Genomic DNA, 13,595 nt, shown 5'->3' with positions numbered 1-13,595 from the left:
GGCTCTCTTTATGATTAGAAGCTACAAACTCCTTTTATTTCTCTTCAGCCCACTCTTTGGCTCCCTGCTCTTTCAGTTTTTCTGTGAAAGCTTTGGCCTTTTCCATAGTGGTGGCTTCGTCTTCAGGGCTGGCATAAGCATGCTTATAACCTTGTACTTTATTCCATTCGCCACGGGTAAAGTCAGGGAAAGCCACTGCAGCACAATTGTTGTCCATAGACAATTCTCCCAGTTCTGCCAGGCAACACCATTCTGCCATATCATATACGTCCATATCCAGTGGCAAGCCATTTTGCAGACAGTATACCAGACGGCTGTCCATGATGAAGTCCATACCGCCATGTCCACCTACTTCTTTAGCCATTTCGCCATATTTCTTCAGAATAGGATGCTGGTATTTCTCTACTAAAGCACCCATCTCATCTTTGGGCAGGAAGCTATGAGAACTAAGATCGTCCACTTTGGGTTCTACTCCCGAAGCACTCATTTGCTTGGCATCCAGTGCATAACCCTGTACCGGGTATTTATTAGCAAAGCCTTTGGTTCCCGTAAGCTGATATAAACGGTTGTAAGGTTGCGGAGTCATTACATTGTGCTGTATTTCGATCACTTTTCCATTCTCTGTACGGATGAGTGTTGTAGTGTGGTCACCATTGCGGAAGTTGTTGCAGGTCTCACCAGTTCTTTCTTCTACCAGTGCTTTGCCTACTGCCGATTTGGTATCCATGGCAACCAGTGTTTTCATACGGTCTCCACGGTGTATATCCAGTGCCTGGGCTACAGGGCCAAGGCCATGAGTAGCGTATACATCACCCCGGTGTTTCATATTATAATCCAGACGCCAGCCTAACTTATCAGCTTCTCCGTTCTTCCAATAATGATCCCAGAATGGCTCCAGATTATGAATATAAGCACCCTGGGCGCGGAGAACTTCTCCGAATACTCCTTGTTGAGCCATATTCAATGTATTCATTTCAAACCAGTCATAACAGCAGTTTTCCAGAATCATGCAGTGCTTGCGTGTCTTTTCTGACATGTCAATCAATGCCCAGCACTCTTCCAGATTCATAGCCGAAGGAACTTCAATGGCTACATTTTTACCGTTTTCCATAGCACAGATAGCAACAGGGAAGTGGTGTAACCAGTCGGTAGCAATATAAACCAGGTCTATATCGTCACGTTTACACAACTCTTCGTATCCTTTTTCACCCGAGTAAACAGCCGCTTTAGGCATAGAAGCTTTTTTCAGATATTGCTGACATTTTTCAGCACGTTCCTGTTCGTAATCACAAAGGGCTACAATCTGTGTACCCGGAATGTGTGTGAAACGCTCTACTGCACCAGGGCCACGCATGCCCAATCCTACAAAACCAACGCGAACGACATCCATTTTCGGAGTAGTCAGCCCGATTACACTGGTCTGTCCTGCGGGGCGTTCCGGAGTCTCCACTACAATTGTTCCTTTATCCCAGCTCCAGTGGGTTCCTTTGTCCGATACTTGTACGGATGGTGACTGGGCAGAGCATGCGGCAAAAGCTACACAGACACCCAATAATAAAAACTTTAATCCTTTCATGATATATAATTTATAGTTTAAAAATGTGGCAAAACAAGTTTGATACTTTGTGTATTACCAGCCGGCATGTACACTTTTGTTGACATAGGAGTCTGCTTCCCGTTTTTTCTCACCGGTATAGTTCCATTCAATTTCGTCTTTGTATTCTTTGCCTTTATACCGGACGATAGCTGTTAATGTATTTTTACCATTATTCAAGGTCACTTCATCAAAGACGTAATGTACGTCTGTATATCCTTTTCGTATGCCATTCAACTCTTGACCGTTAAGATATACTTTCGGAGTACCTATATTGGAATATATAGTGACGGAAGTTACTTTTTTCTCTCGTTCGGTGTTTCTGCGTTGTGTAAGATACAGCACCGGATCTTTACTCCAATTAGCTTTGTACCAAAAGTAAGAATCTTTTTTTATTTTCCGGTCAAAAGTAACCAGTCCTTTTAAATTGCGTGCAGGTACTCCGCCGCGTCCCCACATCGGGACAGCGAAATCAAACGTATTCCAAAGGTAAGAAGCAATGATAGATGGATGTTCGGCTATTACGCTCCATTGATATTCGTGTGTTTTTGTCTGGAAGGTTTCCGGATAGAAGGGTTTGGTCCAGTTCAGGGCATCCCCTAAATATTCGGTTTGGTGCTCAATATTGGCATCTGCTCCGTATTCCGTAAGCATTAGCTTTTGCCAGGGATACTCTTTTTCCATATTTTCTATCCAGGGCTTAATATCCTGAACCTTTTTTTCGTACCAGCCGAAATAACGGTTCATCCCCTGTATGTCGGCATTTTGGTTTACAGGATGTTCTGCATGTCCATATCCGTTTACTGAGACTGTATACCTGTCGGGATCTTCCGTTTTAGCCAAATCATGTAAGGCTTGTGTTAATGAAGCCGTATATTCATGTGGTTGGTATACTTCATTATGGAGTCCCCATACGTAAATGGAAGGATGGTTGAAACTCTGCCTGATCAGTTCGCGCAATTGCGTCTGTGCGTTTTCTGCTTCATAGCCGGTTACACGATTAACGAAAGGTATTTCGGCCCAGATAATCAATCCAAGACTATCACAACGGGAATAAAGATAATCGGATTGTTGGTAGTGGGCAAAACGAACAGTTGTAGCTCCTACATCCATGATAGTAGCCAGGTCAAAATCGTGTTGCTCATTTTTAAGAGCACTTCCCAGGCCCCACCAGTCCTGATGTCTTGTCACTCCATACATCGGATATTTCTCTCCGTTCAGATAGAAACCTTTGCCGGCTATGATCTCGTATTTGCGTACTCCCAATGGCTGGGTCACTTCATCAATCACTTTACCATCGGCCAACAGACGGGAAACAACTTTGTATAAATAAGGGTCTTTGCGTCCTTGCCATAAATGAGGTTTCTTGAGTTTAAAAGTAGTGCAATAACTTTGAGTTCCTTGCGGAGTAAGCTCAATGGCTTGATCGTCAGAAGCTACTTTCTTTCCCTCCTGTGTGTAAATTGTATTTTGAAGTACCAAAGATTCCGGTTTCAGACTACCATTGTCCAGTTTCACTTTTACGGTAATATCTGCCGATTGATGCGATACATTTTTTTGTGTGATATAGACACCGGGCGAAGCACAATCCATAACTGTTATGTTACTTTGTTCCGTAACGATCAGCCACACGGGGCGATACATGCCTCCATATACTCCAAAAAGACTGTGATTGACCGGGATAACATCCGGGCGGGCCGTATTATCAGTTTTTACAAGAATCTCGTTATCTTCACCATATTTTAGAGCTGTTCCTATCTCTGTGGCGAAAGCGGAATACGCACCTTTGTGTGTACCTACCAGTTTTCCGTTTACATAAACTTCGGTACAGGTTCCTACTCCTTCAAATCGTAAGAATACTCGTTTGCCCTGCAAACTCTTGTCCGCATAATAGTTCTTTTTATAGTATCCTGTTCCTTCGTAAAAGGAGTTCACTTTTACCTGCATATCTTTAGCATTCCAGGTGTGGGGAATTTCCACTTCCTCCCATTTGGAATTCCATTGGGAGACAACCTTTGCCGGTTCACTTGAAAAAGGGCCTTTTTTGAATAGCCAGCCTTGATTGAAACTTATTGTCTCACGGGCGTGCAAGAGAGACGTGTAGCTGCATAAGCAAGCGATGAGCAATAAATAGATATAAATATGTTTCTTCACTGTATAGTATGATTATTAGTTTGCCATCTTGTAAATTTGATTGCCGGCCAACAAAAATGCACCGACTCCGTACACTTCGGTCATATCGCGGGTTACTTTGCGCGGATCTGCTCCGATGGGTTGTACATAACCTAATTTGCCGTCCGGTGCTACGGCATCCAGCATAGCCTGCCAACCTTTTGTGATAACAGGCGCGAAGGTGTTTTTATCCAGCAATCCCTCGTTCACTCCATATGCCAGGGCATAGACAATAAAGCCGGTGGCACTGGTTTCGGGCGAAGGGTAAGAAGCCGGGTCGAGCAGGCTGGCATGCCAGTACCCATCCGGACTCTGTAACTCTGCTACACGTGTGCACAAAGTAACAAATAATTTTGCATAAAAGTCACGATTCTTGTCTTTTTTAGGGAGTGCCTGGAGTATTTTGGCAAGACCTCCGAGTACCCAACCGTTACCACGTCCCCAGAAAACCTTCTTTCCGTTGGCTTCCTTTTTTCCGAAGTAGCGGCGGTCACGGTAAAATAAGTTTTCCTCTTTATCGAAAAGATAGTCGTAAGTAGCCTTGTATTCTTTATTCATGAACTTTATGTATTTTTTCTCTCCCGTGAGGGCATAGAGTTTGGCATATACGGGAGGTGCCATGAAAAGGGCATCGCACCATGCCCAGCGGTCCAGTGTCTCTAACTTTCCGTAATCCAGTTCCAGGGTTGTTTTGGCAGGATATTCTACCACCCAGTTGGCGCGGGCCATTACCGGCATGATCATTTTCTCCTGTTTGTACTTCTTGTATAAGTCGATAAAGGGTTGCCCCACCGCAATGAAATCGGCGTGGTACATCCATTTTCCTACCTGGAAATGATTCTTCCGCCCTATCTTCAATAACCATTTGTAGTAGGTATCGTTACCGTCTTCCTGTTCAGCTATTTCTGCCCAGTCTATCATGCCCATGTAGAGGGCCGCGTGCGTCCAGTCCAAGTCGTCGTGCTCAGCTCCGTTGTTGGGATTGGCTATCTGCCAATCGGCTACTCTTTTCATCACTTCTTTGGTGGCTGCCTTTGTGAAAGGTACCTGTGCCGATGCTACAGTTCCGATCAGATAGGCAACAAGGACCATAAAACCTTTTTTCATGAAATTGATTTAATTAATGATTCTACTTTAACTGTGGGACTATCATTTAGTATTACTACCCACTTTCTTTTTAGACACTAAAAATGGCGTTTACCCTATGTTGGTATCTTTAATTTTCATTGATTCATTACTGATCGGACATGAACTGAACTCACCACAGAGTAGCACAGAGTTTCACAGAGTATTATTTATCTGATGAAACGCGGATTAACACAGATTAAAGGACTGTAGTTATTTATCATACATTTGTTCCCTTTTGTGAAAATCTGCGTTAATCTGCGTTTCAATAAAGATTTAAACTCTGTGGAACTCCGTGTTACTCTGTGGTGAAATATATTCAAAACCGTACAGTGACGAAGATTATGATCCTATCTTTTTGATGGAGGAAGTATCCGTAGACGGCATTGTTACCGTTATCCGGTGTTGTACTTTGTCTTTCTCAGAAAGGAACGTTCCTTTCCCCGGTGTGCAGTCTTGTTTTACATGTACATGTAAAGCAGCATGAGATGCACATGTCGTACTGTCCCACATGCACATGTCGTACTGCTTTACATGTACATCTAAAACAATGTTACACACCGAGGCTTCCTACGTTACTCTACGAGATAGAGCTTTATCAATACCGGAGAAAGAGATAGATAGCAATGACAAACGTTATTAAGTTCAAAACTGAATCTATTTACGATTAGACGATTGACGATGTACGATTGGAATTACTCTGTCTCTAGCATCGCTGAAAAACAGGCTTTTAAAAGGGTAACTTCAATCGTACATCGTCAATCGTCTAATCGTAAATAGATTCGATTCATTATTGATCAGTATAAGTATTTGATGACTTTCTTTTTATTACCATTCCGTAGAACTATCACATACAGTCCGTTGGGTAGATTATTCTTTTGTATGATTGCTTGGCAAGTACGATCTCCCAATAACTCGTTAGCTACTTTGACTCCCTGTTCATTATAGATGGTAACTCTTGTTTCCGGGTAGGAAAGGAGATCTTCGTCCGTTTCTTCTTCCTCTATCCCTGTGCCGCCTCCTTTTGTCAGCTTATACATTTCGGTAGCTGCCAACAAAAAAGCTCCTACGCCGAAAGTAGCTGTCATATCTTTGGTTACCTTCTTCGGGTCCTGCCCGATAGGTTGTACCCAGCCTAATTTTCCATTTTCGTGTATCGCTTCACACAATACATTCCATGCTTTTATTGCAGGTTCATACGCTTCCTGTTGTGTCAGCAGCCCGTTGTTCAGTCCGTAAATCAGGGCATACGTAATGAGAGCCGTACAACTTGTTTCGGGTGCCGGATAGCTGTCCGGGTCCAGTAAGCTGGCATGCCATGCTCCTTTTCCATCCTGCAATTTGATGAGGCTTTGTGCCAATGAACGGAAGATATTTTCGTAATAATTTCTGTATTCAGAATTCGCAGGCAGTGATTTCAGAATATTGGCGATTCCGGCTATTGCCCAGCCGTTACCTCTGCCCCAAAATACCTTTTTGCCGTTGGCTTCCGTCTTGTTGAAATAGCTGTCGTCTCTATAAAACAGCTTTTCGGTTTTATCGAATAAGTAGTCGTAGGTTTTTCTGAACTCTTTGTCCATGAATTCAAAATAGCGGGTATCATTCTTTAAAACACTCATCCGGGCGTACAAGGGCGGTGCCATAAACAGGGCATCACACCACGTCCATGCCTCCTTGTTCCGGTAGCTCATAGAAGTATTACGAGTATCGGACATCACCCGTTCCATACGCTCCAGGGTTCCGGCAATCATCTTATCTTGTTTGTGTTTGCCATACATGGTAGCGAAGAACTGACCGATGCAGAACTCATCTGCATGATAAGGATAAATGCCATTCATTTTCCAGTTGCTTTGGGTGCCGATACCGGACAACCACTCCCAATAGGCAGCACTCTCTTCTTCTCTCAGCGTTGCCCACTCGGACAGGCCGATGTATAATACTGAATGTGCCCAGGAGGCTATGCCATTGTCGTGCAGGTTTCCTGAAGCCGAATAGTGGAAGTTATCTATCTGCCAGCTTACTACCCGTTTCACTTGGCTTTCAACATCTGTGTAGCTGGGAGGAGTATGGTTACCATTGGCGACTGTTACATTACATCCTAAGGAGAATAGGAGGAACAGTCCTGATACATATATGCTTTTCTTCATAAATAGAGGGTGTTAGCGTATAAAAAATCCGCAACACCTCCTTTGGGGGAGAAGGAGGCTGTTGCGGACATCGGAAAAGAAGGAATTAATGTACTATAAACTTAGCTGTGGCTCTCTGACCGGCAGCTTTATCTGTCACATGCAGGATATAAATACCTTGTGACAGACTGTTTGTATCAATCGTTGTGGTATTACCCTGTGCCCGAATACTACCTGTTGTATCATACAACTTGAATTCGATACCCTGAGTATTACCTGCGATGATCTGTACCTGTTCTCCTTGTTTCACCGGATTCGGATAAACTGATACGGTAAAGTCGCTGTTGCCGGCTTTTACTTCTGTAATGCCAGTCGGATCACCGCTTTCCGGGATATCCATCAGTGTTTTCTTACCGATGTTAAAGTCAGAAACCTGGATGGTGCTGCTGTTAATTTTGTCGTAATCTGTAATCGTTACTTTGATATAACGGAAAGATACTTTATTAGGCAACAATATCTTATTTTCGGCTACAGAAGTATCCAGGGTTATATTCTCCAGAACGGGAGTGAATTCGTCCGCTTCATTGTTCTTGCCATAGAAAGATATGCGATTGGCTCTCAGACCTGTTGTCGTATTGCTATAATCACGGTGGCGATAAACGAAATATTCCATTTCCTGCGGAGTCTGCATATCAATTGTGAACGAAGGAATATAATCTGCCGGTGCTACGATACCAGAGAAAGTCTTTCCCGGTTTCACAAACAAGAAGGATGTTACGGTACTGTCGTCAATTATATTCTTAGGATCGTCTCCTCCTACAGTTGCATCTGCCGGGCCTGCCAAAGAAGTAGTAATGGTCCATGCAGAACGGTCTGCCAAAACATCTCTACCGGTTGAGGCAGGTGTGTTTTCATTCACCACGAACTTCATAGAACGGCCTTGATAAGGAGCTTCACTCTGATAAGTAACAAGACGTCTGCCTTTCACAGCCGGAGTTTCAATGCCTAAGTTGATCGGGCTGCTACCATTTGTCGGATCGGAGATATATACTACTGTTTCTGCTTTATCGGCATCCTTCACCAATACTACGCAGCCCGCGTCAGCTTCCACTGTCAAACCATGTTTGCTGAAACCTGCTGATTTGTAGAATACTAATCCGTACATATTCAATTCCTTGTGATAAACAGCCTGTACAGAGTCAGTGTTGATGATGATCTCGACGTTATCGCTCTTATAAGCCTTTGCATCATCCTTGCTGATGCCCGGAACGATGATATAAGCGTATGATCCGTCAGTTGGTTGTGTGCCGTGGTTGAAAGATAAAGTAAAGACATTGTTCTTCACTGTTTCATCGGCATAGTTGGTGTTGATGTCATACCAGTTACCGGTTCTTTCACCTGCGTTCAGTTGCAATTTGCCCTTCTGCGGGAAATAGTAACCTACGTTTCCGTGGAAGGCCCAGTCCAGATTATCCTCGTAATTGTAATCTCCTGCCTGCAAGGTAGATTCGCTACCATTGGAAGAAACCACTACATCGCCATCCAGCAAACACTGGTTGACAGTTGTGTTCACCTGGAATTCAGAAGCAGACTTGATGCTGTTGCCCAGACAAACAATCTCTTTGTCGAAGAAGAACCATGCCTTATTAGCCGACGAATTTATATTAAATTCATTGTCTATGTATTTGTAAGCAGATACACTGCACAGGCTGTCTGTTACACCACCTGCAAATGCCGACTGTCCCATCTTGATATAGGTGCTGGCTTGCGGTATCTCTGTGAATTCCGGACAAGTTACACCAGGTACTTTCGCATAATTCCATACCGGGAAGATGTTATAGTATTCGTTTCCTTTTACCATGATTGCGGTAGAACCATCCGACATGAAGTACTGCTTGATACCTTCGCCGTTGTCCTTCAAATATTCATTGCGTGCCGTACGGGTAGAAACCAAGCGTAAATCTACTGTATACTCCGGACGCTGGTGGAGTGTGTAGTCACCACGGAAGAAATGTGTGCTTCGGGGTTCCAAACCATAAGACGGTTGTTGAGTTCCATTGATACGTGCGATGGTTTTCTCATATTTATCGGTATTGGCAGGATCTAATGCGATCATGCGTTCGATGATACCCGTTCCCTTCTTGGTTGCACCGGGGCGGGTAGAAGAACGGCCGATTACGTTATATGACATATATCCACCACGAATGGTACCTATATACGTATTTACCAGACTGCTCAGGATATCCAGCTGTTGTCCGGTTACTGTAAAACGAGTGCCGGCTGCATAGCTACAAGCCTTGGTGATACCATCCAGGAATACATCGCCGTATGCGCCGATATGTAATTGGTGTCCGTGTTGAGTAAATGAGTTATCATACTGGATACCTTCCGCACCAGTAGTATATTCAATAGTAGAGTAGATCTGATCCATTGCTTCACGCATCAGGTCGTCATCTTCTGTCAAGCAAGCGCGGTACATCCAGTGCAAAGCTACGTCCACACGGTTTGCTCCTGTCTGAGAACTGGGGCTTCCGCCTTTATTTTTCAAGCGGGCGATAGATTTATTGAACAGGTCTTCAGAGATTTTCTCTTTGCCTAAGTTCTGCATAACAATCAGGTACTGTCCCATACGTTGCGGTTCACCGATTTGATTCTGATACCAGTTGTTGGAACTTGGCTGTTTGCTATGCCAGTAGGTAAGCATTAAGTCCATCTTAGCTTTCAGCTCATCGTTGCCATAATACTTGCTTTCGGTTTGGGTATAAGCCAATCCCATAGCGAGCAGTCTGTCAAGATGTTGCATCGGCGGCCAGTCTGTACGAGCGTCAGATGCATAATCTATATCAGGGAATGAACCGTCGTCTTGCAATTGTGTCAGGTAAGAAGCTACGTTTCTATCGAGTTGGTCAATAGTGGAGATTTTACTTGCAACAACATCCGTAATAATACGATTGATGAAAGTCTTATAGACGGATTCTCCCAGTACTGTAACCTTGCAAGTGGTACTTACAGAAGCATTGTTCTTCAATTTGGCTGTGATTGTTGCCTCACCGGTAGCTTTACAAAGAACTTTACCATCTGCGGTAATTTCTACTACTCCCGTATTGCTTGATTCGAGCGTATACTCTTTGTCTGTAGCGAATAGCGGAGCAAATCTTACGTCAAGGTTCGTCGTTTCGTTGGCTACGAATTCATAAGAGTCCTGTCCAAAGAAGATTCCGGTAGTTGCTACTCCTTCTCCGGCACAGGAGATGGAAGTTTTATAGTTAGTAGGATTGTCATACATACCCTGCATCCAGAATACATCTGCAGGAGCATCTTTAATGGCTATCGGGCGGATATTCAGTTCACCTGCAGGAGTTCCAGAAGTGATGACCTCCTTCTCTGCCCAGGTAGCACCATTATCTGTGGTTTCGTAACGGTAGATTTCGAAAGTACCTCCGGCTGCCTTCTTTGACAAGTAAACGGTATTCAAATCATTTGCTCCGAAGCAGATACCTCCGGCCTGGTAAGACTTGGCTTTAAAAGTATTTCCCTCAACTGCTTTGTATTCGCTCATAGGAACTCCGTCTCCGGTGGTAATTGCTGTACTTTCCCATGCAGTTCCATTCCAGCGGGCATAATAGTAGGTGTGTCCTGTTGTAGTACCATCTTCTGCGGCTGTGAAAGCATCGTACAATACTACCGGATTACCACTGGCATCGAGTGCAATATCATACGCCCATACCTTGTTGGCATCCTCTCCTTTGGCAATAACATCCAGTTCACTACTTTTAGACTCGGTGACATGCATGCCGGAGATTGCGGTGCCATCCGCCTTTTTGAATTCTAATTTATCTCCTGCGGCATTTTTATTAATCTTCAGATAATGTACCGTGCTGTTTTTATAAGTCAGGCCAGTACCTAAGTGTGTAACCACCATGTGTATAGTGCCATCTGCAGCTTGGCAAGTACGCATTTGTGGAACTTCGTCGCGTTTTGCGTATGCATTTCCGATATCAGAGCCGATAAATCCTGCTCTTGTTTTAACTGCAGGTAAATTTCCGGTTTTATCGGCTACATTTGTAAAGAGAGAGTAACCTATATTGTTTTTTGAACGCCAGAATACGACCAGATCATTTCCCACCATGTGAGGAGTAGTGGAACTGATTCCATATCCAGTCTGTTTTTGAGAACTGGACCACTCTGTAATGTCTTCCGCATTGGTGGAATACCAACTATAGAAGCCATTTTCTTTCTTATTGTCTGAACTGAAAAGTAGTAACTGTCCATTTCCTCTCACTGTAATAGCAGGAGACGAGAAATCATCCGAATAACCGGTAGATACAACCTTTTCTTTGGTTTCTCCTGTTGTGTGATCGTAAGACGCAACAATTAATGCTTTACTGGAACTAATCCAGGTAAAATAAGTTTTTCCGTTGTAATAAACGGCACTGGGTTGAGAGTTAAAAGACCATGCACCATCTTCTGTTAATGGCACGGTGACTTTCTCTGCTTGTACGGTAGTAGGCCCACCCATAAGCAGCAAAGCCCCTAATGAAAGAGTAGTAAGTAAGTGTTTCATAATAAGTTAAATTTATAAGAGAATTTAAAGTGTCGTTAACAAACTTGTGTAAAAAGAATATCCTCTGCGACCTGATGCCGGTCGACAAAAGAGACGCGAGGATATTCTGGTTAAATATTCATAGAGAGATAGATTTTTATAGTTTATTCATCAAACGAGATATCCAGCGGTTCTATATTGTTTTCTGAACCGGTATATCCAGGAGTTTGATTGATATGTCCTTGCACATTTGTCGAAATGGCATTTAATGCAATTGGCCACAATACATGATGCGGAGCCATTGTGTAATAGTTTCCTGCAGAAGTCTTCACGCCCTTATTATAGAATTCGGTAACGTCCATGATGTGATCATAAAAGAAATTCTTTTCGGTAAAGTGCTCCATATCGTATGTACGTCCTTTGTCGTCAACTTTTCCTGTCTTGGCATAGATGAAAGCGATACGGGTTAACTCCGTTTTACGAGGTTCCTCGTAGTAGAGTTCACGAGCTCTCTCGTCCAATATAGTACGGATGGTCATGTCATTAGCTGTAAACTCAGATGCCTGTGCTCTGCGACGTACTTCGTTTACATCGTCAGCAGCTTTCTGGAGGTTGTCCATTCCACCTTTCCAAACATAAGCTTCTGCTCTTAACAGGTAGGTTTCTGCCAAACGGAAGACGTACCAGTCGGCCCATCCACCACGCCACCAGCTATCTTTCTGGTCGGCGATATTGGTTTTATAGTGTGGCCATCCCACCCAGTCACGGATGGTATCGTTCACTAATACATTGCCTTGCTCGTCTCTGAATTGCAGGGGCTTTCCATACCATGGAGATTTGCTTTTTTCTAACTCCGGATTGTTGTAAACCAGGTCGGTCATTTCGATCCAGTTACCTTTGGCATGACGTAAATCAGTATTATCGGGTGTCCAGATCATGTGAGTATGATACCAGGTGGAACGAGCAGTACATACACCGCGTCCGTACTCTTCGAGGTAAGGATTCTTTGTTGCATTATTATCAGTGAATCCATTTTTACCGTCTGGGGTTTTTATTTCTCCATCTTTGGAGTACCAAGGCAATACTTGGCGTTTAATTTCCAATCCGGCAGCAGAACGAACATCTTCTCCGGCATCATAACGGTCGAGTACCATATAAAGTACCTCTTTATTTTCCGGTAATGATTTGTTAGCTGACTGATGTAAATCCCAAACTACATTTTTGGTAGGATCTGCTTTGTCTACTCCGAAACGTTGGGTCATCAGGCTATGCACACCGTCATTAATCACCTTATTGGCTGATTCGATAGCATCATCGAATTCACCCAAAGCCAAGTTAATTTTAGTCAACAGGTGGTAAGCAGCAGCCTGAGTTACCATGCCGATATATACTTGATTGGACAGGGCAGGAGCAGTACGTTCCAGATCTTTCTTCAGATAGCGCAAAATAGCTTCACGCTTAGTAGTGTAGAAATCGTAACGGGGAGCAGTAACTTCCTCTGTAATGAACGGGATGTCGCCAAACTGGTTTACTAAGCGATAGTAACGGAAAGCGCGGTGGAAGCAGGCCAGACCTTCAATTTCCAAGCGTTGCTGTTCGTTATCGAATTTTGCAGTTTTTGAACGGGTCAGCAGAGTATTTGCATCTTTAATACCTTTGTAAAGGTATGTCCAGAAGTTATTAATCTGACTGGCATTTCCTGTCAATGAAGCGCTCGGAGTGATCTGGCGAATCAAATCTTGCGGAGAGTTGGCAGCATCTGTACGTCCGTTGACACTCATATCCGAGAAAAAGTATTCGGAAAGGATACAAGGGTCTGCCGAACCGGAAGTGGGGTAGAAGTCAAAATAGCGTACGTCGCGATTCAACATATCGGTTCCTGTCTTCAAACCGTTATAATTGATAAACGAGTTTTCCGGTGTATAGAATGACAGCGGTTTGGGATCCAACCAGTCTGAACAGCTACTGGCTAACATCGAAAATCCAATGATGCAGGCTATACCTGCTTTATTATTGATTAGTCTCATATTTCTTC

Annotated in this window: 6 protein-coding genes; all 6 read right to left on the bottom strand. The window is 43.6% G+C overall.

Annotation, left to right across the window (positions count from 1 at the left end; all coding sequences use genetic code 11):
* Positions 1-34 precede the first annotated feature (34 nt).
* The gene (locus ACESQI_RS17410) at positions 35-1,576 is read right to left on the bottom strand and encodes a Gfo/Idh/MocA family protein (protein ID WP_256143592.1); all 1,542 of its coding nucleotides are present in this window, start codon (positions 1,574-1,576) and stop codon (positions 35-37) included.
* Between the two features lie 54 nt (positions 1,577-1,630).
* Positions 1,631-3,721, bottom strand: a complete 2,091-nt coding sequence (locus ACESQI_RS17405) for a glycoside hydrolase family 2 protein (protein WP_229091455.1) — start codon at positions 3,719-3,721, stop codon at positions 1,631-1,633.
* A 42-nt stretch (positions 3,722-3,763) separates the two neighbouring features.
* Positions 3,764-4,873 carry a glycoside hydrolase family 105 protein gene (locus tag ACESQI_RS17400; RefSeq protein WP_373126610.1) on the bottom strand — a complete coding sequence of 370 codons (1,110 nt, stop codon included), beginning with the start codon at positions 4,871-4,873 and terminating at the stop codon, positions 3,764-3,766.
* 815 nt (positions 4,874-5,688) lie between these two features.
* Positions 5,689-7,038 (bottom strand): glycoside hydrolase family 88 protein, encoded by a 1,350-nt coding sequence (locus ACESQI_RS17395; RefSeq protein ID WP_281961975.1) that lies wholly within the window; start codon positions 7,036-7,038, stop codon positions 5,689-5,691.
* A gap of 85 nt (positions 7,039-7,123) precedes the next feature.
* Entirely contained in the window at positions 7,124-11,581 is a 4,458-nt protein-coding gene (locus ACESQI_RS17390) for a polysaccharide lyase family 8 super-sandwich domain-containing protein (RefSeq protein ID WP_373126609.1), read from the bottom strand.
* A gap of 143 nt (positions 11,582-11,724) precedes the next feature.
* Positions 11,725-13,587 carry a RagB/SusD family nutrient uptake outer membrane protein gene (locus ACESQI_RS17385; RefSeq protein ID WP_195660996.1) on the bottom strand — a complete coding sequence of 621 codons (1,863 nt, stop codon included), beginning with the start codon at positions 13,585-13,587 and terminating at the stop codon, positions 11,725-11,727.
* Between the last annotated feature and the right edge of the window lie 8 nt (positions 13,588-13,595).

This window comes from Bacteroides sp. HPS0048 (assembly GCF_964240755.1).
Lineage (GTDB): Bacteria > Bacteroidota > Bacteroidia > Bacteroidales > Bacteroidaceae > Bacteroides > Bacteroides nordii.
Note: the sequence above shows the minus strand (reverse complement) of the source record. Positions and strands in the feature narration are given on the sequence as shown.

Excerpts from the sequence above, each read along its gene's own strand:
- ACESQI_RS17410 (WP_256143592.1), bottom strand. The coding sequence starts at position 1,576 with ATGAAAGGATTAAAGTTTTTATTATTGGGTGTCTGTGTAGCTTTTGCC.
- ACESQI_RS17400 (WP_373126610.1), bottom strand. The coding sequence starts at position 4,873 with ATGAAAAAAGGTTTTATGGTCCTTGTTGCCTATCTGATCGGAACTGTA.
- ACESQI_RS17395 (WP_281961975.1), bottom strand. The coding sequence starts at position 7,038 with ATGAAGAAAAGCATATATGTATCAGGACTGTTCCTCCTATTCTCCTTA.
- ACESQI_RS17390 (WP_373126609.1), bottom strand. The coding sequence starts at position 11,581 with ATGAAACACTTACTTACTACTCTTTCATTAGGGGCTTTGCTGCTTATG.
- ACESQI_RS17385 (WP_195660996.1), bottom strand. The coding sequence starts at position 13,587 with ATGAGACTAATCAATAATAAAGCAGGTATAGCCTGCATCATTGGATTT.